Source organism: Labrenzia sp. VG12 (assembly GCF_002237595.1).
Classification (GTDB): domain Bacteria; phylum Pseudomonadota; class Alphaproteobacteria; order Rhizobiales; family Stappiaceae; genus Roseibium.
The window spans coordinates 5,928,198-5,950,688 of record NZ_CP022529.1; the positions used below are offsets into that span (position 1 = coordinate 5,928,198).

At 60.6% G+C, this 22,491-nt stretch carries 20 protein-coding genes and 2 tRNA genes; 19 read left to right on the forward strand and 3 right to left on the reverse strand.

The features are described from left to right. Positions 1–45: 45 nt before the first annotated feature. Positions 46–2,733 carry a nitrate reductase gene (locus CHH27_RS27310; RefSeq protein WP_094074401.1) on the forward strand — a complete coding sequence of 896 codons (2,688 nt, stop codon included), beginning with the start codon at positions 46–48 and terminating at the stop codon, positions 2,731–2,733. Further along, positions 2,708–3,889 carry an SAM-dependent methyltransferase gene (locus tag CHH27_RS27315; protein ID WP_094074402.1) on the forward strand — a complete coding sequence of 394 codons (1,182 nt, stop codon included), beginning with the start codon at positions 2,708–2,710 and terminating at the stop codon, positions 3,887–3,889. The genes CHH27_RS27310 and CHH27_RS27315 overlap by 26 nt, the downstream gene beginning before the upstream one ends. On the opposite strand, the gene CHH27_RS27320 is transcribed toward CHH27_RS27315, so the two are convergent. Then, positions 3,875–6,109: a DNA/RNA non-specific endonuclease gene (locus tag CHH27_RS27320; RefSeq protein WP_094074403.1), complete on the reverse strand. Its 2,235-nt coding sequence runs from the start codon at positions 6,107–6,109 to the stop codon at positions 3,875–3,877. The genes CHH27_RS27315 and CHH27_RS27320 overlap by 15 nt on opposite strands. A 245-nt stretch (positions 6,110–6,354) precedes the next feature. Further along, positions 6,355–6,429: transfer RNA gene (locus CHH27_RS27325), tRNA-Thr, on the reverse strand. Positions 6,430–6,857: 428 nt separating this feature from the next. On the opposite strand from CHH27_RS27325, the gene CHH27_RS27330 reads away from it, so the two are divergent. Continuing rightward, entirely contained in the window at positions 6,858–7,052 is a 195-nt protein-coding gene (locus tag CHH27_RS27330; protein WP_094074404.1) for a hypothetical protein, read from the forward strand. A gap of 166 nt (positions 7,053–7,218) precedes the next feature. Then, the gene (murA, locus tag CHH27_RS27335; protein WP_094075051.1) at positions 7,219–8,508 is read left to right on the forward strand and encodes a UDP-N-acetylglucosamine 1-carboxyvinyltransferase; all 1,290 of its coding nucleotides are present in this window, start codon (positions 7,219–7,221) and stop codon (positions 8,506–8,508) included. 14 nt (positions 8,509–8,522) lie between these two features. On the opposite strand, the gene CHH27_RS27340 is transcribed toward murA, so the two are convergent. After that, complete coding sequence (locus CHH27_RS27340) at positions 8,523–9,002, reverse strand: DUF3124 domain-containing protein (protein ID WP_094074405.1); 480 nt, start codon at positions 9,000–9,002, stop codon at positions 8,523–8,525. A gap of 47 nt (positions 9,003–9,049) precedes the next feature. On the opposite strand from CHH27_RS27340, the gene CHH27_RS27345 reads away from it, so the two are divergent. The 15 genes from CHH27_RS27345 to CHH27_RS27415 all read left to right on the forward strand — a co-directional run bounded on the left by CHH27_RS27345 (position 9,050) and on the right by CHH27_RS27415 (position 22,421). After that, positions 9,050–9,346, forward strand: a complete 297-nt coding sequence (locus CHH27_RS27345) for a hypothetical protein (protein ID WP_094074406.1) — start codon at positions 9,050–9,052, stop codon at positions 9,344–9,346. 140 nt (positions 9,347–9,486) lie between these two features. Then, complete coding sequence (locus CHH27_RS27350) at positions 9,487–9,924, forward strand: DUF2948 family protein (protein ID WP_094074407.1); 438 nt, start codon at positions 9,487–9,489, stop codon at positions 9,922–9,924. A gap of 54 nt (positions 9,925–9,978) precedes the next feature. After that, positions 9,979–11,274, forward strand: coding sequence for a histidinol dehydrogenase (gene hisD / locus CHH27_RS27355; RefSeq protein ID WP_094074408.1), 1,296 nt, complete (start codon positions 9,979–9,981; stop codon positions 11,272–11,274). A gap of 28 nt (positions 11,275–11,302) precedes the next feature. Next, positions 11,303–11,800: a UPF0262 family protein gene (locus CHH27_RS27360; RefSeq protein ID WP_094074409.1), complete on the forward strand. Its 498-nt coding sequence runs from the start codon at positions 11,303–11,305 to the stop codon at positions 11,798–11,800. Beyond that, positions 11,800–12,252 carry a low molecular weight phosphatase family protein gene (locus tag CHH27_RS27365; RefSeq protein WP_094074410.1) on the forward strand — a complete coding sequence of 151 codons (453 nt, stop codon included), beginning with the start codon at positions 11,800–11,802 and terminating at the stop codon, positions 12,250–12,252. The genes CHH27_RS27360 and CHH27_RS27365 overlap by 1 nt, the downstream gene beginning before the upstream one ends. A gap of 232 nt (positions 12,253–12,484) precedes the next feature. Next, positions 12,485–12,931: a hypothetical protein gene (locus tag CHH27_RS27370; RefSeq protein ID WP_094074411.1), complete on the forward strand. Its 447-nt coding sequence runs from the start codon at positions 12,485–12,487 to the stop codon at positions 12,929–12,931. Between the two features lie 34 nt (positions 12,932–12,965). Further along, positions 12,966–13,547, forward strand: coding sequence for a GNAT family N-acetyltransferase (locus CHH27_RS27375; RefSeq protein WP_247646167.1), 582 nt, complete (start codon positions 12,966–12,968; stop codon positions 13,545–13,547). Between the two features lie 145 nt (positions 13,548–13,692). Next, a complete protein-coding gene (gene infA, locus CHH27_RS27380; protein ID WP_006939340.1) occupies positions 13,693–13,911 on the forward strand; it encodes a translation initiation factor IF-1 in 219 nt (72 codons plus the stop codon). A gap of 36 nt (positions 13,912–13,947) precedes the next feature. Continuing rightward, positions 13,948–14,574 carry a Maf-like protein gene (locus CHH27_RS27385; RefSeq protein WP_094074412.1) on the forward strand — a complete coding sequence of 209 codons (627 nt, stop codon included), beginning with the start codon at positions 13,948–13,950 and terminating at the stop codon, positions 14,572–14,574. A gap of 38 nt (positions 14,575–14,612) precedes the next feature. After that, positions 14,613–14,807 carry a DNA gyrase inhibitor YacG gene (gene yacG, locus CHH27_RS27390; protein ID WP_157739121.1) on the forward strand — a complete coding sequence of 65 codons (195 nt, stop codon included), beginning with the start codon at positions 14,613–14,615 and terminating at the stop codon, positions 14,805–14,807. Positions 14,808–15,269: 462 nt separating this feature from the next. Next, positions 15,270–16,880, forward strand: a complete 1,611-nt coding sequence (locus CHH27_RS27395) for a bifunctional UDP-sugar hydrolase/5'-nucleotidase (protein WP_094074414.1) — start codon at positions 15,270–15,272, stop codon at positions 16,878–16,880. Positions 16,881–17,185: 305 nt separating this feature from the next. Beyond that, the gene (locus CHH27_RS27400; RefSeq protein WP_157739122.1) at positions 17,186–18,502 is read left to right on the forward strand and encodes a lipopolysaccharide assembly protein LapB; all 1,317 of its coding nucleotides are present in this window, start codon (positions 17,186–17,188) and stop codon (positions 18,500–18,502) included. A gap of 9 nt (positions 18,503–18,511) precedes the next feature. Then, positions 18,512–21,394, forward strand: a complete 2,883-nt coding sequence (locus tag CHH27_RS27405) for a FecR domain-containing protein (RefSeq protein ID WP_094074416.1) — start codon at positions 18,512–18,514, stop codon at positions 21,392–21,394. 197 nt (positions 21,395–21,591) lie between these two features. Next, positions 21,592–21,667, forward strand: a tRNA-Phe gene (locus CHH27_RS27410). A gap of 166 nt (positions 21,668–21,833) precedes the next feature. Then, positions 21,834–22,421: a hypothetical protein gene (locus CHH27_RS27415; RefSeq protein WP_094074417.1), complete on the forward strand. Its 588-nt coding sequence runs from the start codon at positions 21,834–21,836 to the stop codon at positions 22,419–22,421. The last annotated feature ends 70 nt before the right edge of the window (positions 22,422–22,491 follow it).

A 22,491-nucleotide genomic window follows, 5' to 3' on the forward strand; every position in this document is an offset into this window, starting at 1 on the left:
CACAACCATCCATAAAATCGAGGAAAGCCCAAGGAGTCCCGGCGCATGACCGCACAAGAACCGGAAAGAACGGTCAAGACAACCTGCCCCTATTGCGGGGTCGGGTGCGGTGTGCTGGCTACAGTCAAACAGGATGGATCTGTGTCCATTGCCGGTGACCCGGATCACCCGGCCAATTTCGGCCGGCTCTGTTCCAAGGGATCGGCTCTTGGAGAAACCCTGTCGCTTGATGACAGGCTCTTTCAACCGGAAGTCGGCGGAAGGGAAACCAGCTGGGAGACGGCGCTCGACCTGGTGGCGGAAAAATTCACGGACGCAATCCGTGAACACGGTCCGGACAGTGTTGCCTTTTATGTCTCCGGGCAGATCCTGACCGAGGACTATTACGTTGCCAACAAGCTGATGAAGGGGTTCATCGGCTCGGCCAATATCGATACCAATTCCAGGCTGTGCATGGCCTCTTCCGTTGCCGGTCACCGGCGCGCCTTCGGCAGCGATACGGTGCCGGGCACCTATGAGGATCTGGAGAGCAGCGACCTCCTGGTGCTGGTGGGTTCGAACCTCGCCTGGTGCCATCCGGTGCTGTTCCAGCGGGTCGAGGCAGCCAGGGCGGCCAACCCCAATATGCGTGTTGTGGTGATCGATCCGCGTGAGACGGCGACCTGCGCACTGGCGGACCTGCACCTCGCGCTCAAGCCGGATACGGATGTTGCGCTCTTTAATGGCCTTCTGGCATTTCTGGCGGAATCCGACACGCTCGACCACGGTTACATCGCCGCGCATACCAATGGGTTCCGGCAGGCGCTGGAGGCTGCCGGACCTTGCGAAATCAACCGGATCGCGGAAGAAACCGGTCTGTCGCCAGCGGTTTTGGCGACCTTTTACACAATGGTGGCTCGCACGGAAAAGACCGTCACAGTCTACAGCCAGGGCGTCAATCAGTCAGTGGTGGGCACCGACAAGGTCAATGCGATCATCAACACCCACCTGGCCACCGGTCGCATCGGGCGGCCGGGTATGGGACCGTTCTCCGCGACCGGACAGCCGAACGCGATGGGCGGGCGTGAGGTCGGCGGTCTGGCGAACATGCTTGCCGCCCATATGGCGCTGGAAAACCCGGATCACCGGGCCCTGGTCCAGTCCTTCTGGAAAAGCCCGGAGATCGCGGACAAGGCCGGGCTCAAGGCGGTCGATCTTTTCCGGGCTGTTGGCGAGGGCAAGATCAAGGCGCTCTGGATCATGGCCACCAACCCGGTTGACAGTCTGCCGGATGCGGATGCGGTTGCAGCGGCGCTGAAAACCTGCCCGTTCGTCGTCGTCTCCGACGTGACCCGTGCCGCCGACACGGTTGCTTATGCCGATGTGCTGCTGCCGTCTGCAGCCTGGGGCGAAAAGGATGGCACGGTCACCAACTCCGAGCGCCGGATTTCACGTCAACGCGGCTTTTTGGACTTGCCTGGAGAAGCGAGGCCAGACTGGTGGCAGCTTAGCCAGGTGGGGCAGCGCATGGGCTTTGCCGAGGCCTTTGCCTATTCGGGGCCGGATGCGATCTTCCGGGAACATGCCGCACTGTCTGGCTTTGAGAACAAGGGCCGCCGTGATTTTGACATCGGCCGGCTGAAAGACCTGTCTCAGGAGGCATTTGACGCGCTGGATCCGATCCAGTGGCCACAGGCGCAAGGTGAAGCACCGGCGGCCGAAACCCGCTTCTTTGCAAAGGGCGGTTTTTTCACGCACGACGGCAAGGCGGCGTTCATTGCCGTCAGGCAGGGAGCGGTGCGAAAGACCGAGCGCCGCTATCCGTTTGTGCTCAACACCGGCCGCATTCGCGACCAGTGGCACACCATGACGCGCACGGGCAAGACGGGTCGGTTGTTGTCCCATATCGCAGAGCCTTATGTGGAACTGCATCCAGAAGATGCCCGGCGGGCCGGCATTGCAGCGGCGGATCTGGTGGACGTGACCAGCCCGCACGGATCGGCATTGGTGCGGGCCCAAATATCCGAGCGCGCGCAGCCGGGGTCCGTTTTCGTACCCATCCATTGGACTGATCAGGTGTCCTCAAGGGCCCGGATCGACACGGTGGTTGCACCGGAAACCGATCCGGTCTCCGGCCAGCCGGGGTCCAAATTCACACCGGTCGCGCTGAAGAAGCGCGTATTTGCCTGGCATGGCTTTGCGGTGCTGCAGGAAAAGCCGGATCAGCTCGAGTGTGACTATTGGGCCATTGCGCCGACACGGGGCGGCTGGCGCGTTGAAATGGCCGGCGCGGACGACCGCGACCATGTTGCCTTCGCGGCTCGGTACCTGACATCCGATGTCGACCTCTTGAGGTTTGAAGACCCGGGCAAAGGGTTGCTGCGTATCGCGGGGTGGAAAGACGCAACCTTCAAGGGCGCCTTCTTTTTCGGACCGGATCCGGTTGCCGTGTCGCGGCCATGGGCGTGTGGGCTGCTGACCGAACAGATTGCGACGGAAACCCGGTTCAAGGTTCTGGCCGGCGGTCCGCCGGTCGGCAGCCCGGACAAGGGCGCAATCGTGTGTTCCTGTTTCCAGGTTGGCGTCAACGAAATCCAGGCGGCCATTGGCGGAGGGGCTGCAACGGTCCAGGCCGTTGGAACCTGCCTGAAGGCCGGCACCAATTGCGGCTCCTGCCGCTCCGAGATCCAGTCCCTCCTCGATGCCAGCAGCAAGGACATCGCCGACGATGCCAAGATCGCACAAGCCGGTTGAAAAACGCACGCGTCGCAGACCGCCGCGTGTTGAAGCGCTCGCAAGTCTGCCTCTGTTCTTCCGCCTGGACGGCCGCAAGGTTGTTCTGGCCGGCGGCACGGAAGCAGCAGGCTGGAAGGCGGAACTATTGGCAGCGTCCGGCGCGAGCGTTCACATCTTTGCCGAAGAACTGGACGAAGGTTTCGCTGCACTCCTTGAAAAGGGAGGGGCAGGCGGGACCTTCATCCACCACAGGCAGCCCTGGAGTGCGACCAGTTTCGAAGGGGCAACTTTGGCGATAGCCGACGCCGGTAGCGAGGGCGAAGCCCAGGCCTTCTATTGCGCGGCCCGCGCCGCTGGCGTTCCGGTCAATGTCATTGACACCCCGCGCTTCTGCGAATTCCAGTTCGGCTCCATCGTCAATCGCTCGCCCGTTGTGATCGGCATCTCCACCAACGGCGTCGCTCCGATCCTCGGTCAGGCCATCCGCCGCCGCATCGAGGCGCTCTTGCCGCGCTCGCTTCAGGCCTGGGCCGCCTTTGCCGGCTTGGTGCGTGGCCGCGTGCTGGAGACCCTCAAGGCCGGTGCGGAACGTCGCCGGTTCTGGGAACGGTTCACGGATCTGGCCTTTTCGGGAAAGACGGCACCAAAAGACCCCCTGGGATGCGATGTCGGATCCTTGTTTCAGGAAGCGGCCGAAACGGGGAGGGGACGTGTTTCCGTGGTGGGCACAGGCGACGGAGACGCGGAACTTCTGACACTGAAAGCCGTCCGGGCCCTGCAATCGGCCGACGTGATCTTTTTTGACGCGTGTGTCGAGGACGATGTCCTGGAACTCGCCCGCCGGGAGGCGAAGAGGGTGGTCATCAAAAAGCAGCTTGGCGCCCCGCGCGGACAAGATGCCAAAATCATTGAGGACATGAGCGCGCTGGTCGAGGACGGCAAGCACGTGGTGCTGCTCAAGTCCGGTAACCTGTCAGCAACCCGGGAATTGCGCGTGTTGCTTGCGCGCGGCCTGTCGGTCTCTCAAATTCCGGGTGTTGAGAGGGGCCTGGCCGAATTCGCACCCTTTTCATCATTTGCGACCGGCAAACCTGAGACAACGGCTACGCTCTTGCACCATTTGTCTCCGCCGTCCGTCAAACGACCCGTTCGGGAGGAATCAGCGCGTCGGTGACACCCTGTCCAACGTCTCCTCCAGCGAAAGCGTTGCGAGTTCCTCGCCTTGCCGGCCGCGCCGGATATCTGCCTGTCTGACGACATCCGGAAAACGCATGTCGATGTCTTCTTCCAGTTTGGCGACGGTGGTCAGAAAATCCTTGAGCGCCAGCAGCGACGCTGTGTCGTCCAGGGCTTCCGCTCCGGCCCGCAGCAACGTGTCGCGCTGGCTGACGCGCATCGCCAGGCTGCGCAAATCGCCGTCCTCGCCAAGCCAGCAGGCAACTTTCCAGAACTCCAGCGGCACGTGGCGGCGGTATTCGTTGTCCGGCAGGCCGGCATAGACCGGATCGTCGACGGAGAAGATGGGACCGCCGAACACAGTGATCCGCTTCTTGTCGTCATGGGCGGCGCGCAGGATGGCGTTTTCCAGGGCGGCCCAAAGACGCTTTTCCTCCCCCGGAGACCAGTCGGAGGAATCGCGATTATGCGCATTGAACTTGGACGTCTGCGGCGCAACATTGGGCCAGGCGTGGCTGTCGGCGTCAGCGGCCAGTCCCTGTTCCAGCGTGCCCCAGACCGGGTCGAGCCTGCGCACGATATGCCCGCGCGAGAAATCGATCCTTGCGGCAAAACCCTGGTCCTCGCCAGGAGCCAGCCGGTTGTTGTTCCGCCGGTCGTAAAAAGGGGCGCCGGTCTGAAATTCCCGGCCAATCCTGTCGTCGTAGAACCAGCTGGAGGCCTCGGCGGCTTCGGCAAGCCTGGCGCTGATCGCCTGGGGCCTGTCGGCGTATAGATATCTTTCTCCCGTTTTTCGGGTCAGGCCGAACACGGATTCGCCGTCGATGTTGCAGGCCGTCAGCATGGCCATCTTGCGCGCCTTGTGCATGACGACCGAAAAATGCGTATAGGCAAGCTCGTGGCTCGGCCGGCAGCGGCGCTGAAACTGTGGGAAGAGGTCCACGGCGACACCGTCCCGGATTTCGGGCAGAGGAATAACCACACCGGGCAGGAAATTTTGGTCGTAGCCCTCCGACGCGGCCAGCGCGCTCATGTCGCGCGCTTCCGGGCCAAAGGGCCTGCCAGTGCCGGTACTGGTGTCGGTGGAAGCCCTGGACTGGTGTTCGGGCGGGGCGATGTGCGCCGGAGTGGCCGGCGCATGACCGGCGCCGCCGACGCCGACCGTGATTTCCACCGGGAACTGCCAGGTGACCGTGCCGTCCGCATTCACACGCTGGTGGGGTGCGGCGACCGGCTCCGTGTCCTTGCGGGACCGTGTTGTCTCATAGGGGCGGGCGGAATTGCCCCTGTCGAGCGCGTTGATGACGAGCTCGCGTCTCGGAACGGCCAAACCGTCCTGCTGCTCGGTGATGTCCTTGACGATCCGGCTGATCCGGATGCCCTCATTGACGGAATCCGGGGCAAAACCTGTCGGATGCGCGCCTGGGTCCTTGACCGCGCCCCAGTGGTGAAGGGCGATCACCTGCCACAGATTGTTGAACACCGGCGAGCCGGAGGAACCGGGTTCGGTGTCGGCGAGATAATGCAGGGCGGTCTCGTAGCGGGCGGCGATCAGGTTGTCCTGCAGCACGACCTCCTTGGGCCGCCCGTCCGGATGCTGGATGATATTGGCGAATTCGCCGATCGCATGTTTGTTGGCTGAGGCCGACAGCGCGTTGTAGCCGAAGTCCTGCAGCTGGCGTGGGCCGGACACACGCTCGCCGACGGCGACGATGACATAGTCGAGAAGATCGACGTCGCTGGCGATGAACAACCGGTCGGCATCCAGGCGGTAGACGGTTTGCGGCCGTGTCCGCCCGCTCGGATCAACTTCCAGCTCGAACTCGATTTCAGCCGCATTGGCGTGGTCCGGGCTGGGCAGCACATGGAAATTGGTGATGAAGAGATCCGGGGAGATCAGGAACCCTGTTCCGGTTCTGGAGCCGCCGAACAGCGACACGCGGGCAACCGATCGTGCGGCCATGGCACCCGCCTCCAGAAAGGCCACGGGCACAAAATTGCTCCGCGGTCCCTGCCGCGCTTCGGCGCCCGACGGCCGGTTGCTGATGCTGGCTTCCCGCCTGAGGGACGCAGCGCGCCGCCGGCTGGTGTTCGGTTCGCTGGTCAGCGGGTCGCCGTCGAGCGAGGCCAGCGTGGTTTCCCGTTCGCTTTCCGTCGCGCTGATCCTGCGCCGCGCAGCCTGTTCCAGCCGCTCGTCCAGTGCCTCGAAATCGACCATGTGCTTCTCCCGTTTGCCTGACCAGGACTTGTGCAACGGCAACTGCACAACCCTAGCCTCAGGTGGCGGAGGTCACAACCGTTCCGGAAGCCTTTCTGGCCGGAAAACGCCGCGTAAAGCCAGGGAGGCCGTTTTTCGCGAGCTCCGGCTCGCGGCATCACAGGCAGCCGATTGGCAAAGCTTTGCCGAGCGCGGGGGGCCACATTGGGAGAGGTGGTGTTTTCTGAGATGTCGGTGGTTTGGAATGGTGCTGCCGGAGAGATTTGAACTCTCGACCTCTCCCTTACCAAGGGAGTGCTCTACCCCTGAGCTACGGCAGCCTATGCGTCGCTGGTGGACGCTTTCCAGGTCCGGGCCGGAGCGTTGAAAACGCCGGGCGTTTGGGACGCGGAAGCTGGCCCCGATCAGCGGCGCCGACCGGAATGAGGGGGCTTTTGCCATAAGAGCCCTGGGGACGCAAGCGGAGTTTTGCATTTTTTTCAAGACGTGCCGGATGGCGAAGAAAGCGGCTGCAGGGATTGCAGGAAAGTGGCCAAAAGCCGGTCCTGCCGGCTGGAGAGACCCCTGTGGATATTAATCAAGGGGCCAAGGGCGGGCCGCCTGCGCGAGAAATCTGTCTCCTGCCTTGAAAGACGGAGAGGGCGGGGCGCTCGGACGTCTCTTTAATTGGCGCGCGCGAGCCAATTCCGGGCGCCGGCGCGGGCTTTGCAAGCCTGTGCCCGGTTGGTAAGAAGAGGAAACCGGCAAGATGGACAAGGGCGCCATGAGCGAAAAAGAGTTGAAAGACCAGGCTGTTGCCGAAGGTGAAGAGGCTGAGGGGACACCTGCGAACCAAAAGGCGGATAAGGCGGCGGTCAAATCGAAGGACGAGCGGCTGGCAGAAGCGCTGAGAGCCAACCTGCGTCGTCGCAAATCCGCTGCAAAGGCGCGCAAGGACGGATGATGCGTGCTTGTGTGCGCCGGTTGCCCGGTGGCCGGCCGCGAAATTGCCCGAAAGCGGGCGCGTCGCTGCCTTGCATGGGCCATAAGTTGCGTGTAGACCGCTGGCTCTGGTTGAGCACTTTCTAGGGATGACCGCGCGGGGCGCGCGGGCTGGTTCGGGGAAAAACATGGACAGTATCAAGGTCGTTGGCGGTACGGAGCTGAACGGAACCATCCCGATTTCGGGCGCAAAAAACGCGGCGCTGCCGCTGATGATCGCCTCGCTCCTCACGGATGAAACCCTGACGCTGTCGAATGTGCCGCGCCTGCGCGACGTTGCCCAGCTGATGCAGATCCTGTCCAATCACGGCGTCGACTATTCGGTCAATGGCAAGCGCAGCGGCCAGGATGAACTGGCCGGTCAGACGCTCAATCTGACCGCACGCGAGATTGTCGACACGACCGCGCCCTATGAACTTGTTTCCAAGATGCGTGCCAGTTTCTGGGTCATCGGCCCGCTGGTGGCCCGTTGCCACGAGGCGCGCGTGTCGCTGCCCGGCGGCTGTGCCATCGGCACGCGTCCGGTCGATTTCTTCATTGACGGCCTGACCGCGCTTGGCGCGGAGATCGAGATCGACGGCGGCTATGTGGTCGTTCGGGCGCCGGGTGGCCTGAAAGGCGGCCGCGTGGAGTTTCCGAAGGTCTCCGTCGGCGCGACCCACACCATCATGATGGCGGCAACGCTGGCGGCGGGCGAGACGGAAATCGTCAACGCGGCCCGCGAGCCGGAAGTCGTCGATCTGGCCAAGTGCCTGAAGGCCATGGGCGCGCGCATTGAAGGTGAGGGCACCGAAACCATTCGTATCCAGGGCGTGCCGCGCCTTCACGGCGCCCATCACGCCGTGGTGGCGGACCGGATCGAGACCGGCACCTATGCCATGGCTGTTGCCATGACAGGTGGCGACGTGCTGCTTCAGGGCGCCCGCACCGATCTTCTGGATGCCGCATTGGATACCCTGCGCCAGACCGGAGCGGACATCACCCAGACACCGGACGGGATCAAGGTCTACCGGAACGGCAATGGCATCCAGCCGGTGGACGTCACCACCGAACCGTTCCCGGGGTTCCCGACAGATCTTCAGGCGCAGTTCATGGCGCTGATGACCAAGGCGGGCGGCACCAGCCGGATCACCGAGACGATCTTCGAAAACCGGTTCATGCATGTCCAGGAACTGGCGCGCCTGGGCGCCCAGATCCATATTGACGGCCGCACGGCAACCATCGACGGTGTCTCGACCTTGCGCGGCGCGCCGGTGATGGCCACCGACCTGCGCGCATCCGTCTCGCTGGTGATTGCCGGCCTGGCGGCGGAAGGTGAAACCACGGTCAGCCGCGTTTACCACCTCGACCGCGGTTTTGAACGCCTGGAAGACAAGCTCACCCGCTGCGGCGCACAGATCGAGCGCATTTCCGGCTGATCGCGGGAAGTGCTCTAGTCGCCCGCCAATTTCCGTTCGATCACCCGTCCGCGTGAGGCAAAGGACGGCCCGGGGCCGCCGCTGCCGCTGGTCATGATCGCTTCCGCGATCGGGCTGAGGGCGGGCGTTTCGGACGTCCATTCCAAGAGGAAATTGGCGCCGACCCCGCCACTTGTATCGTTGATCGGAATGAGTGCGGTGCTCGATTGCAGCGGCGCAAGGGTGACAGGGGCCTCCAGGAGCGCGCGCAGCAACTTGCCATCCTCGCCGTGATAATCCACGCGGGTCAGCGTGATTTCCGTGTCCGGATCGACATTGTGAACCGCCAGCGTGGCCGCCAGAAGGTCCGACCGGTTGGGATGGGAAAAAACGCGCGAATAGGCGGGCACATAGATTGTCTCGCCAAGGACCTTTTCCGTGAAGTCCTGCGCCGGGGCCGTGGCAGGGGCGAAAAGGCCGGCAACGAGAACAAGGCCGGACAGCAGTTTCTTCATGTCGCTCTCGCCAGTGCTGGCATTATCTTGATCATTGGGGCAGTTTCTTGGATGACACGGTGGATTGCAAGATCAGCGGCGCTGGTGCCGGTCGTGTCATCGGGGATCTCACAATTCAGGAGCGGACGATCATGGGTGCACAGACAATCCGGTTCCTGATCCAGGTCTCCTTCGCGATGGCCGGCATGGTGGCGGTTGTCTTCGTGCAGGCGCCCTATGGTCCGACGCTGGCTCTGTTTCTGCTGGTCTTCGGCCTCTGGCTCGGACGGCGCGTCTTCATGCGCATCGCGACACTCGACGAGGTCAAGAAGGACCTGCGCCAGCGGGTCGATGAGGGGCCATAGTTGGCAGCATGCCGGGTCTGACAGGATTGCACATTGCCAAAGTGCCAATTCCCCATTAGGTCATCCCACTTGGGGGCGGGGCGAAAATCGCCTATATGCCTTCTGCCACAGAACGATTGACCGGATCAGAACAAGACCAAATGGACCAGCTGAAACTCGCCGCCCTTGATCTGGAGGATCTTCAGGTTCTCTCCGCCCACCTTCAGGACGCCGTCTTGACGGTCGCCGACATCCGCTACCTGCCCAAGGAGCAGAAGGCGGTGTTCGTGCTGAACCGCTTTGTCTGGGACAAGGAAGCCGACAAGCGGTCGAAGGAACATGAGCGCCGCCGGTCTGCACTTGCCTTTGCGCAGGTCACGGCGATGAAAGCGCAGAACATCAACCAGCGGGCCAAGGGCGCCGTGCTGGAGCTGCTGGCCGTGACATTCGAAGCTGGTGAAGAACCGTCCGGCAAGATCCTGCTGGCCTTTGCCGGCGGGGCCAGCCTGGAACTCGACGTGGAATGCATCGAGGCCCAGCTGTCGGATCTGGGCGCCGCCTGGTCGACACCGAACCTGCCACAGCACGATCTCAGCTGAACAACTAAACTGGAAATTGACCGGTGCCGGGCACCTGAGCAAATGGAGTGACGCGTGGTTCTACGCCTGAATAGCAGCGATACCGGGTTTGAGGACCAGTTCAAGGCGCTTCTGGCCGGCAAGCGGGAAGTCTCCGAAGACGTCGACCAGATCGTTCGGGACATTCTGGACCGCGTGCGCACGGAAGGCGATCGCGCGGTTCTGGACTATACCGCCAGGTTTGATCGCCTTGAGGCCGGGTCCATGGCGGAACTCAAGGTATCCGAAGCCGAGATCGAGGCGGCCCTGAGCCAGGTGCCGGCCGAGACGCTTGACGCGCTCCAGCTCGCCCATGACCGCATCAAGTCGCATCACGCGCGCCAGATGCCGAAGGACGACCGCTACACCGATGCCATCGGCGTTGAGCTTGGTTCGCTCTGGACGGCTGTCGAGGCCGTCGGTGTCTATGTGCCGGGCGGCCTGGCCAGCTATCCAAGTTCGGTCCTGATGAATGTGGTTCCGGCGCAGGTCGCCGGCGTGGAACGTATCGTCATGGTCGTGCCGAGCCCGGACGGTGTGCTCAACCCGCTGGTTCTGGCGGCTGCAAGAGTGTCCGGCGTTTCGGAAATCTATCGCATCGGCGGCGCCCAGGCGGTTGCCGCGCTGGCCTATGGCACGGAAACGATCGCACCGGTCGCCAAGATCGTCGGGCCGGGCAACGCCTTTGTCGCGGCGGCCAAACGCCGGGTGTTCGGCACGGTTGGCATCGACATGATCGCCGGCCCCTCCGAGGTGCTGATCCTGGCCGATGGCGAAAACAATCCGGACTGGCTGGCGGCCGATCTTCTGGCCCAGGCTGAACATGACACCGCCGCCCAGTCGATCCTGATCACTGACAGTGCCGAGCTGGCAGACGAGGTGGAAAAGGCGGTCGAGGCGCAGCTGAAGACCTTGCCGCGCGAAGAGGTCGCGCGCGCCAGCTGGCAGGATTTCGGTGCCATCATCCAGGTGGATGACCTGGAAGGAGCCATGCCGCTCGCCAACCGGATCGCACCGGAGCACCTGGAACTGGCTGTTGCCGATCCCGAAGCGCTCCTGAAAAAGGTCCGCAATGCCGGGGCGGTTTTCCTGGGGCACTATACGCCGGAGGCGATTGGCGATTATGTCGGCGGGTCCAACCACGTTCTGCCGACGGCGCGCTCGGCCCGGTTCTCGTCCGGCCTGTCCGTGTTGGAATTCGTAAAACGCACCTCGATTTTGAAATGCAATCCTGACAATCTGCGACAGCTTGGCCCCGCGGCCATCGCACTTGGAGAATCGGAGGGGTTGTCGGCGCATGCCCGCTCTGTTTCCATCAGGCTGAACTTGTAGGCAGGCAGAACAAAGAGGCTTCATCAGGATGAGCGAACCGCAATCCGATCCACAGCAGACCGGCAGCCGGCTGGTGGACGTGGTCCTGGATGAAGCCTCCATTGCCCGCTCGACGCCTGAAGTCGAGCACGACCGTGCTGTTGCGATCTATGACCTGATTGAGGAAAACACGTTCCAGCCGGTGGGGCATCCCACCGCGAATTATGTGCTCAATCTCTCGGTGGTCGAGAAAAAGCTCGTCTTGCGGATTCGCACCGAGGATGACGGCGAGGTGGTCACGCATGTCCTGTCCCTGTCGCCCCTGCGCAAGATCGTCAAGGATTACGATCTGATCTGCGAAAGCTATTACGAGGCGATCCGGCACGCGACACCGAGCCAGATCGAGGCGATCGACATGGGCCGCCGCGGCGTCCACAACGAGGGCTCCGCGATCCTGATGGAGCGGCTTTCCGGCAAAATCGAGGTCGACATGCAGACCGCACGGCGTCTGTTTACCCTCGTCTACGCGTTGCACTGGAAGGGCTGATGACCGGGCCGGGCCTGCGTCCGACTGCGGTTCTTTTTGCGTGCGGGATGAATTCCGTACGCTCTCCCATGGCCGAGGCCCTGACGGAAAAACTCTTTCCCGGCCAGATCTATGTGCGCTCGGCGGGCGTACGCTCCGGCAAGATCGACCCGTTCGTGGATGCCATCATGGCAGAGATCGGCATCGACATGAGCCGGCATCAGCCCAAGACGTTTGAAGATCTAGACGAATCCGGTTTTGACCTGGTCTTGACGCTGGCGCCTGAGGCCCACCACAAGGCCCTGGACATGACACGCACCGACGCTGTCGAGGTGGAGTACTGGCCGACCATGGACCCGACACTGGCGACCGGCAGCCGGGACCAGATTCTTTCCGAATACAGAGCGGTGCGCGACCAGCTGATGATGCGCATCAAGAAGCGGCTCGACTGGGCACCGCCGCCGAGTGGATAACGTGGTCTCGGTTTTTCTGATTGCGAAGATTTTGACCACTAACTATTCAAGCCAGCCTTACCAGCGAGTTGAATCGTTGATAATAAGATCTGATTGTTTCATGAAAAAAATTCTATGAGGAAATAATATGCTACGAAGAGTTTTTGTTTTTCTGTGTCTTTCATTGCCGACTCTGTTTTCAACTGACTTTGCCCACGCGGGAAAGTTGGAAAGATTTTCTTTGAAAGACGGAATGCCAACCGAACTGAATGAACTGGAAACACTTTTAATGGATACGAGCCTGTTACTCAGTCAGTTTTCAATGGAAGGGCACAATTTCTATTTCGGTTTGGAGTTCGCATCAGCTGACGACGACAAGAACTATGAAACTTTTGAGGATGCGGAAAAGGCTTTATCTCGCCGCCTTGAGGCATATAAGTTTCGTGAAAGTGACAGAGAGTTTTCCCGGCGCAAGTTTCAAGGGATCATGACCATCGCGATGACTGCTTGCAGCAAAGAAATGTTTGAACAAAAACTTCCCAAGAGCACGTTTGCGATGATTGAGAATTTTGTAAAAAAGGCGAACTTGCTCAATGAGCGCACAAATGGGCTGGTGCTGATGCTGGACGCCCTCACTGCTGCAGGTGTGTATTCTCAGGATTGTCTGGAAGCATTTGTATCATTTGAAAAAGCTCAGTGAATTGAACGTTGCTCCCGAGACTTGTGCGGCACATATGAAGATGGATTACGAGATCTCGTCGCCTGTCACAACCGATCGGCTTTTGCTGCGGCCGTTTCGGGAAACCGACGCCGCCGCCGTTCATGCCTATCAGTCGTTGCCGGAGGTCGCGCGGTATCAGTTCTGGGAGCCGCGCAGCCTGGACGAGATCCGCTTGAAGCTCGCAGAGTGGGTGACGCTCTATCGGCTGAACGGGGAGGGGACATTGGAACTTGCCGTGGAGATCCGCGAGAGCAGGGATCTGATTGGCGATGTCATGCTGCAGGTGACCGATGCGGCAGCCCGCCAGGGAATGATCGGTTTCTCCATGCACCCGGCCCACCAGGGAAAGGGATATGCGACGGAGGCTGTCGGTGCATTGCTGCACATCGGATTTGCCGATCTTGATCTGCATCGAATCTTTGGCCGTTGCGATGCCCGCAATGACCCGTCCTGGCGCCTGATGGAACGGCTCGGCATGCGCAGGGAGGCGCATTTCCGGGAACATGCGCTTTTCAAGGGGGGCTGGGACGAGGAGTTTTACTATGCTTTGCTGCAGGAAGAATGGCGGCACCAGGCCGTCTCGCAGGAAAAATGAACGGTCGATTGTACTTTCTCAGCCCGTGTTTCGCACCCTGAGACCTTTCTTTGCACAGGAGCCGAAAGAAAGGTTCACTTTTTCCCCCTAATCCGCTAGGTTCCGCGGCACCCGCGGGCAGGGCCCGCTCTATTCAGGATATCAAATGGCCAAAGAAGAAGCTCTGGAGTTTCCGGGCGTCGTGACAGAACTGTTGCCGAATGCGACGTTCCGCGTAAAACTTGAAAATGACCACGAAATCATCGCGCACACCGCCGGGCGCATGCGCAAGAACCGGATCCGCGTCCTGGCGGGTGACAAGGTTCTGGTCGAAATGACCCCGTACGATCTCACCAAGGGTCGGATCACCTACCGCTTCAAGTAAGCGGCCTATCCGGTGACGGCTGCAAGGCGCGCGCAGATGAGCACTACCCCACAGTTGATCCTGGCTTCCGCCTCGCCGCGGCGACTGGCGCTGTTGCAGCAGATCGGTCTTGAACCGGATCATCTCCTGCCGGCCGACATCGACGAAACGCCGAAAAAACACGAAACGCCGCGCAGCTTGGCGCTGCGCCTGGCACGGGCCAAGGCGGAAGCAGTGCGCCAGTCGGCGGACGCCTCCGACCAGTTGCGCGACAGTGTTGTGCTGGCCGCCGACACGGTGGTGGCAGTCGGTCGCAGAGCCTTGCCGAAGGCGGAGCTGACCGACCAGGCGCTGATGTGCCTGTCGCTTCTGTCCGGGCGCGGACACCGCGTCTTTACCGGTGTTGCCGTGGCCGAGGCCAACGGCAAGGTTCGGTCCAAGCTCGTGGAGACGCGGGTGCGCTTCAAACGGCTCTCCCGCAAGGATATGGACGACTATATCGCTTCCGGCGAATGGCGCGGCAAGGCCGGTGGGTATGCGATCCAGGGACTGGCCGGCAGCTTCGTCGTCAAGCTTGTCGGCTCCTATCCGGCTGTAGTCGGACTGCCGCTGGTGGAAACCGCCAACCTCCTGGGCGCCGCCGGCTACCCGGTCCATCAGGGTTGGGCAACAGCGGCCGCCTGACCGGCAGGTGAGATGGCGCGGCAAGAACGGAGATACCCTTGGCAGACAGCGAGAAACCCGAACGGCGCATGCGCCCCTGTCCGATCTGTTCCAAACTGTCGACACCGGCGGCCTATCCCTTCTGTTCCGACCGCTGCGCCAAGATCGATCTCAATCGCTGGTTTTCCGAAGGCTATACCATTCCGGTCGTGGAAACCGACGATATCGATGAAAGCAATTTTCCGGAGGAGTGATCCTGCGGAGGAACTGATCTGTTGAACAACAGATTTGCTGGCTAACAAGACGCTTCTCAAACCGTGAACTTTGTAAGAACTCCCTGGTCAGGATGCCGGGTGAGACCCTGTCTCTGTGGCCTGGTCGAAGCCGTGGAAAGCGGCTGGATCACCTCTGATCGGGCCTCAGGGCTCAAAAGATGATCTTCAGGTCGGCAGAAATGCGCGAATTTTGAGCGGCTCTGCAAAAATATTTATCCAGCAAAATTTTTTTCAGTTTCACCCCCTCCAGCTCTTGCGGCTGTCACAAAACTGCACCAAGATCTTCCTATACCGGCGGCCCGAGCACCATCGAACCCGGTTGTGTCCATCGCAAAGGACACGCCCCTTTGGTGGTTGCTCCGGTCAATAACAACACCGGGAGCCGGTCTCGGGTGCGTATCCCGGGACGGCAACACCAACCTATCCAAGGGCGAGGGTCCGATGAAAAAACACATTCTGAGCGCCGCAGTGCTGTCCGTTACCACGGCGCTGTCAACGGCGGCCTATGCCGATTATTCGCTGACCGTTCTGCATTTGAACGACCTGCATTCGCGCATTGAATCGATCAACAAGTATGACAGCACCTGCAATGCCGAGTCTGAAGCGGAAGGCAAGTGTTTTGGCGGTGTTGCCCGGATCAAGTCCAAGCTGGACGAGCGGCGCGCGGCGCTGGATGGCGACGGCAAGAACGTTCTTGTGGTTGATGCAGGTGACCAGTTTCAGGGGTCGCTGTTCTACACCACCTACAAGGGCGATGCCGCCGTTGAGTTCCTGAACGGCATGGACATCGATGTCATGGCCGTCGGCAACCATGAATTTGACGACGGCCCGGAAGGCCTTGCCAATTTCATCGAGAAAGCCGAATTCCCGATCCTGTCCGGCAATATTGACGTCAACGGAGAGCCGACGCTCAAGGGCAAGGTGCCTGGCGTTCTGATCGTTGAAAAAGGCGGCGAAAAGATCGGCATCGTCTCCGCACTGGCCGAAGACACCGTCGATACGTCTTCCCCGGGTGAAGGTGTGCGTTTCATTCAGGCCGAAGATTATCTGAAAGGCGCGGTCGAAAGCCTTGAGGCGGCCGGCGTAAACAAGATCATCGCCGTGACCCACATGGGCCTGCCGCGCGACATGGAAATTGCGGCTGCCGTGCCGGGCATCGACCTGATCGTCGGTGGTCACTCCCACACCTTGCTGTCCAACACGCAGGAGCGTGCCAAGGGGCCATATCCGGTTCTGGTCAAGAACCCGGACGGCCAGGACGTGCCGATCGTACAGGCCTATGCCTATGGCAAGTTCCTGGGCGAGATCAATGTGACCTGGGATGACGACGGCAACGTGATCAAGGCCGAAGGCGAGCCGATCCTGCTGGACGCGTCCGTGACCCCGGACGAGGAGGTTCTGGCTCGTGTTGCCGAACTGGCCGCTCCGATCGAAGAGCTCAAGGCAAAGGTCATCGGCTCCTCTGAAGCCGCTATCGATGGTGATCGTGGGTCCTGCCGGTCCGGCGAGTGCCAGATGGGCAACCTTGTCGCCGACGCCATGCTTGACCGCGTCAGGGACCAGGGTGTTCAGATCGCCATCCAGAATGGCGGTGGCCTGCGTGCTTCCATCGATGCGGGCGAAGTCACCATGGGCGAAGTCCTGACGGTCCTGCCGTTCCAGAACACGCTGGCGACATTCCAGCTGAAAGGCTCGGACGTCATTGCAGCCCTTGAGAACGGTGTCTCCCAGGTCGAGGAAGGCAAGGGTCGTTTCCCGCAGGTTGCCGGTCTGAAATTCTCCTGGACCCGCAAGAAGGCTGCTAACGAAGGCCGCGTCCTCGTCGTGGAGGTCCAGGAAGACGGTGAGTGGGTGCCGATCGACGAAAACAAGACCTACGGCGTTGTCTCCAACAACTACATGCGTGGCGGTGGTGACGGCTACAAGGTTTTTGCCGAAAACGGCATGAATGCCTATGACTACGGTCCAGGCCTGGAAGTTGTTGTGGCGGACTTCATTGCTGCCAAAGACGGCTACAAGCCCTTTACCGACGGCCGGATTACCGAGCAATAAGCTCTTACACGCCATTTAAGCTGCGAGGCGCGCCGGCAACGGCGCGCCTTTTTGTTGTAAAGGGCATCGATCATGGTTGCCCCAGCGGCATTGCCCTAGAGGTAAATGAATTTTAAGATAGGAGCTTGTTTCGGCGTGTGCTCACTCCGTGGGCATTCGACAGTTATTTCAGTGGTGTGCGTACTCCGCTTTTCAGAAGCAGGAGATGAGTTTTTTTGAACAGGGTCACTCAATGGGCAGGGCGAGAGTGCGCGGCGTTCTTCAGGAGCGTGGCTGTTGTCGTGTGCCTTGGCCTGACACTTCCGATGATGATGACTACTGCCTCGTCTGCGCAGGAAATCGCTTCGGACGCGACCGGTTCACAGACGCCTGAAGCCCTGGCGGCACGTCAGGCGGCTCTTCTGCAAGTGATGTTGGCCTCCCCGGACGATCTCGATGCCGCATTCGAATATGCAATGGTCTCGTCGCTGCTGGGCGACTACGAAGCAGCCATCGCCACGCTTGAGCGCATGCTGATCTATGCGCCCGGATTGCCTCGGGTGCAGCTGGAGCTGGGTGTCCTTTACTTTCGGCTGGGATCGACGGAGACCGCACGTTACTATTTTCAGGAGACACTGAACGCCACGAATGTGCCGCCCGAAGTGGAAGCGCGTGTTAGCCTCTATCTGACCACACTCGACAAGCAGGAAGACCCGGCAAGTTTTCGGGCTGCGGTGGTAACCGGCATACGCTATCAGAGCAACGCCAATGCGGCGCCCGGCAGCCGCCGGGTCGATCTCAACGGCGGTACGTTCCTGCTCGATGACACCGCGACGGGAACCGCCGATACCAATGCCTTTCTCGCCGGGCGTGTCAAAGCCACCTACGACCTCGGCACGCAGGGAGACCTGCTAGAGACCGAGTTCCTTTTCTACGGTGCCCGTTATGCGGACATCGTTCGGCTGGACACCGCGCTTGCCGAACTGACCCTCGGGCCGTCGCTTAATCTTGAACGGTTCGATATCGACGACACGCGCCTGGGCCTTTACGCGATTGCGGCCGGCATTCGTCTCAATCATGCAAACTACAACGGGGCGCTTGGCGTTGGCGCGCGCCTGGTGTCCCAGGTAACGCCCACTGTTCTGGTGGACACCAAAATCGATTGGCGCCGCAGGTGGTACAACGACACAGCCGAGTTTCCGACAGTGTCGAACCGCGCCGGGTCCTATCTGCGTCTCGCGGCGACCGTCTCCCGGAAGGTCTCGCCGACGGTCACGCTGCGTGCCCTGGTGCTTGCCGATTTTGAAGAGACCAAGGAAGCCTGGACACAGAGCTGGGAAGCCGGTGGCGGTGTCGGGGCAACGGTTCGTTTTGCCTCGCCGGTTAAACAGCTCCGGCAGCCCTGGTCATTGGATCTGGAGGCCGGATTTATCTACCGCTCCTACGAAGCTCCGGACCCGTTTGTGGATCCGGCAAGGGCGCAGGAAGACCGTGAAGGCTGGGTCCGAACCGGCTTGTCGGTGCCGTTCCGTCCGGATCTGGCCCTCGGAGTGAACGGGGAATTCCGCCGTCAGTATTCCAACTATGACCTGGCAACCTACTCCAACGCGTCGGCGCTTTTGTCGCTGACAAAGTCCTTCTAGGAGAGACAGATGCACTTGACCAAGCTGACAGGCCGTATGTTGCTCTCTCCAGGCTCTCTGTTTTCAATGTTGCTGTTGAGTGGTTGGGCAGTGGGTCTGCCGGCGCACGCCAACGATGTTGGGGTTGCTGCTGCCGTAAACACGGATGCCTTCGGCACACCGCCGGGCGGGGCGCGCAGCACAAAGGTGCTGGGTGACAATGTCATCTACAATGAGCGGATCGAAACCAGCGGCACCGGATTGGTTCAGGTTCTGTTGGTCGACGGTTCGACGTTCACCGTGGGTGCCAATTCAGACCTTGTGATCGATGAATTCGTCTATGACCCGAATGCCGGCAGTGGCAAGTTGGTTGCGACCTTCGGCAAGGGTGTTGCCCGCTTCGTCGGGGGCAAGCTCAGCAAGAAGCGGGGCGGTGTCACGGTCAAAACGCCTGTCGGGACGATCGGCATTCGGGGAGGGATCGCCAATCTCAACCTGACGTCCAGTCCGCCTGTTTTCTCACTGATTTTCGGCAAGGACCTTACCTTCACCGGCCCGGACGGCCGGAAGTCCCGCATTCACAAGGCGGGTTACTCGATGGAAGTGGGGGCGGGCGGAACGCGCATCCGTCGCAGCACAGCCGCCGATTTCGGCTCCGTCCAGACGGCGCTGACCAACAGATCCCAGAATGGAGGCACGCTGCGCAAGCCCACCGACAGACAGATTGTCGGCTCGGGTCTGTCCGGCATCATCGCGGGATTGCAGAGCGTGACGACCTTGCCGCGCTCCAAACCGCTCACGCAAATCGCAAACGCCGTTCAGGAATGCGTCGACACGCAGCTCCAGGTCCAGGTGCTGACCCAGGACACCACGACCCAGGATCTGAAGACCGAACAGGCGCAGTCAGGGACGACGGATCAGGCTCGGGTCCTGCGCGCGGGCACGACCTTCAATGGCACGACCGCGCTCAATCTCGCGCCGGGCACACTGGGTGTTGTCGGCGGCGCGTCCGGTTTCGACCAGGTCGTCACGTTCACCCGGCAGCCTGATACGCAGACCAGTACCTACCGGTTGTGGACGGGAACAGCCGATGGGACCAACATCTATGTTTTTGATCCGGATGACACGGTGAACGAGTATTTCACGCAGTCGATCAATGCAGACGGGGATATTGTCGAGGCCTACAATACCGGCTTCATCCCCGATGCGCCCTCAATTGACGGCACAATTGTCCAGAACGCGCGCGGTCAGCGGATTACCGGTGAGGGGTTCGGCTATTTTGTCCATTTCATCGCGACCCAGCCCGGCACGGACCCGACCTTCAACTATGGCGGCACCGATTATTTCTATGGCCTTTATGGCGAAGCCACCAATTTCGACACGTTTGACAGCACAGACACTGAAAAAGTCAGGTCCTACACGCTGCACGGAGACGTTCTGACCGCCTTTCAGCTGGCATCGGTGGGCGAAACCGACACGTTGCAGGCCGCAACCTCGAATGCCCTTTTCCTGAACCCCTCCATTGCCGAGGATCTTGGGACAGGCTTCTTGTCGAATGTGAAAAGCAGCGGTCTGAAGGTTCTGGAAAGCAGTTCGGGCACACTGGACGGCGCCCGCTACGTCGCCGCGTCGATGTATCTGTCGACGGGGGACAGCAGTCAGGCTTCCTTTGTGTCTGTCTCGCTGGGTGACATTGGCAACGAAAACGGCACTCTGGTTTTGAGTGGTGAGCGGCGCGGAGGCCACCGGACGGCGGCGGCAAACTCTGCGGCCCTTTATGGGGGGCAGGTGGAAAGCCTCGAGGGCGGAACCGGCGGTACGATCTTTGGAAACAATGCCAGTTACATGTTGCTTGGTCCGGGCAATCTGGAGGACGGCGGAACCTTCACCGACGGCTATGTCTCGGTGCCGACCGGGATCACCTCCACCGACCAGATGAGCGGCACGATGCATGTTGCCGAACTGTCGAGCGAGACCGAGCTTTCCACGCTGGACCGTACAAGCCGGACGCTGACGGGCTATGCCGCCGGTGCCCTGGAATCCAGCTTCAACTATGGGTCGCCATTCGTCGGGCCGCTGGTTTTTGGCACATCCACAGTCGGTGATTTCGAGATCAGTTTTGACGGCCAGAACGGCTCTCTTTATGCCACCATGACGCTCGACGATGTCAATGATAGCGACAGCGAGGTCAACAAGTATACGTTTGCCTTTGGCGAACAGTCCGGTTCCGGACAGTCCGTTTTCGTTGACACGGACACATTTGCCGCCATCGAGACCACCAATGGTGCCGGGACATCCGTGACCAACAGCACCGGTGACACGATTGCGGTCAAGCAGGGCACCACGCCCAGCAGCTATCTGATTTCGAGCACATTGGTAAACGACGCCGACGCGCCACTTTTCGCCGGCAAGACCAAGTGCACCTGTGATTTTCTGGAATGGGGCTATTGGGGTTCGAAGGTCGAGACCAGCGACAGCAGTTTCGCCGCCGATCGGTTTGACACATTCCAGATCGGGACCTGGGTGGCCGGGCAGGTGACCAACTCTGCCGATCTGCCGAGCACGGGCACGGCAACCTATGCCGGTCATGCCGTTGGCAACGTGGTCAATGGCACATCGCAGTATCTGGCGGCCGGCGATTTCAGCATGTCTCTCGACTTTTCAACCCGAAACGGAACGGCAACGATCGCCAATTTCGACGACAGGACGATGAGTGCCACGGTCTCCGAACAGAGCATCGCAGACGGCAACCTGTTTTCCGGCCCGCTGTCGGGCCCATCCGGTTTGAACGGAGAGCTGCAGACGTCTGTCGTCAGCGGACCGAACGGCAACGACCAGGGTGTCATCGGTGATTTCCACGCGGTTCAGGGAACCTGGTCGGCTTCCGGCATTGTCGCCGGAGAAAAGCAATAGTGCCAAGGGGAGGCCGGTCGCATCACGCCGGAGAAAAGGTTTGTTTTTCAGGAGGTTGAGGCGATCTCGGGTTATCAACAGCTGTGGTGGGTTTGAAATGCAAAAAACTTTGCCGGGGTGCTGGACAAGGTCAGATCCAGCCTCTATAAGGACCGGGCTTTCGGCGAAAGGGCCAGCCCCGACGCCTCGAACAGCAAGCCCAGATAGCTCAGTTGGTAGAGCAGCGGATTGAAAATCCGCGTGTCGGTGGTTCGATTCCGCCTCTGGGCACCACTCTTCTTCTTGAAAATCTTCCTGACAACATGAAGCGCCGGTACTTCTTGTGCCCTGGCTTCAGCGATGAGCTTTTTTCGGTTCCAGGGCGAGCTGCACCTTTGGATTATTGGGTACCGGATTTGTATTGCAAAACACCTGCATTTAACTTGTCGTCGAGCCAACGATGATCGTTGTTCAGGTCATTCACGTTCAATGGAGTAAATCGGCTCGCGGAGCCCCGCTGGCACGCGCTCGCAACAGTGTACCCGAGCGCTTGCCGCTGGATAACGAGGTTTCAGGGGAGCAGGAAGCCTTCGTCCTGAATTATCAGGCTTTTTCCGAAACCAACGCGTTTGCAGCACCTGTCGAAGTTTTCACCTGTGATCACGAGGCTGACCAGCCTGTCGCCTATGAAGCATGCCTCTTGCGGCCTCACGCGCTGAGTATTCCGATGCCTCATTCGACGCTGAGCCAAAAGGCGGCTTGCTTTTCACAATGCGAAGTCTTGGGTTTTTCCTTGTCGGAAGAGACCAGTCTCGTTGTGGAGGACAAAACCGGAAGGATCACTCGTCCTACGGAAGTTCCGACATGCTTGGAGGTGTTTTGTGGGGAGTGGGGCCAAATCGGATACAACAGACGCTTCAGTGTCGACGCCGGTACACTTTATGAAAAAGTGGTTTTGAATGTCGCCTTCCTTGAAAAGGCGGATTCTCTCGTCTTCTTGAGATCACCACCGAAGCAAAGGCGAACGAGCTATGAACGCCTCCTGTAGTGGAAGGCGAAGGCCTACGACGGTCCTTTTTCCAAAAAAAACGCTGCCGATCCAGTTGGAAGGGTCGGCA

Coding starts and splice junctions, on each gene's coding strand:
- CHH27_RS27330 (WP_094074404.1), top strand. CDS start 6,858: ATGGACAAGGGCGCCATGAGCGAAAAAGAGTTGAAAGACCAGGCTGTT.
- infA (WP_006939340.1), top strand. CDS start 13,693: ATGGCCAAAGAAGAAGCTCTGGAGTTTCCGGGCGTCGTGACAGAACTG.
- CHH27_RS27310 (WP_094074401.1), top strand. CDS start 46: ATGACCGCACAAGAACCGGAAAGAACGGTCAAGACAACCTGCCCCTAT.
- CHH27_RS27375 (WP_247646167.1), top strand. CDS start 12,966: ATGAAGATGGATTACGAGATCTCGTCGCCTGTCACAACCGATCGGCTT.
- CHH27_RS27395 (WP_094074414.1), top strand. CDS start 15,270: ATGAAAAAACACATTCTGAGCGCCGCAGTGCTGTCCGTTACCACGGCG.
- CHH27_RS27365 (WP_094074410.1), top strand. CDS start 11,800: ATGACCGGGCCGGGCCTGCGTCCGACTGCGGTTCTTTTTGCGTGCGGG.
- CHH27_RS27405 (WP_094074416.1), top strand. CDS start 18,512: ATGCACTTGACCAAGCTGACAGGCCGTATGTTGCTCTCTCCAGGCTCT.
- CHH27_RS27320 (WP_094074403.1), bottom strand. CDS start 6,109: ATGGTCGATTTCGAGGCACTGGACGAGCGGCTGGAACAGGCTGCGCGG.
- CHH27_RS27315 (WP_094074402.1), top strand. CDS start 2,708: ATGCCAAGATCGCACAAGCCGGTTGAAAAACGCACGCGTCGCAGACCG.
- CHH27_RS27415 (WP_094074417.1), top strand. CDS start 21,834: ATGATCGTTGTTCAGGTCATTCACGTTCAATGGAGTAAATCGGCTCGC.
- CHH27_RS27340 (WP_094074405.1), bottom strand. CDS start 9,002: ATGAAGAAACTGCTGTCCGGCCTTGTTCTCGTTGCCGGCCTTTTCGCC.
- CHH27_RS27360 (WP_094074409.1), top strand. CDS start 11,303: ATGAGCGAACCGCAATCCGATCCACAGCAGACCGGCAGCCGGCTGGTG.
- CHH27_RS27385 (WP_094074412.1), top strand. CDS start 13,948: ATGAGCACTACCCCACAGTTGATCCTGGCTTCCGCCTCGCCGCGGCGA.
- CHH27_RS27350 (WP_094074407.1), top strand. CDS start 9,487: ATGGACCAGCTGAAACTCGCCGCCCTTGATCTGGAGGATCTTCAGGTT.
- murA (WP_094075051.1), top strand. CDS start 7,219: ATGGACAGTATCAAGGTCGTTGGCGGTACGGAGCTGAACGGAACCATC.
- CHH27_RS27370 (WP_094074411.1), top strand. CDS start 12,485: ATGCCAACCGAACTGAATGAACTGGAAACACTTTTAATGGATACGAGC.
- CHH27_RS27400 (WP_157739122.1), top strand. CDS start 17,186: ATGATGATGACTACTGCCTCGTCTGCGCAGGAAATCGCTTCGGACGCG.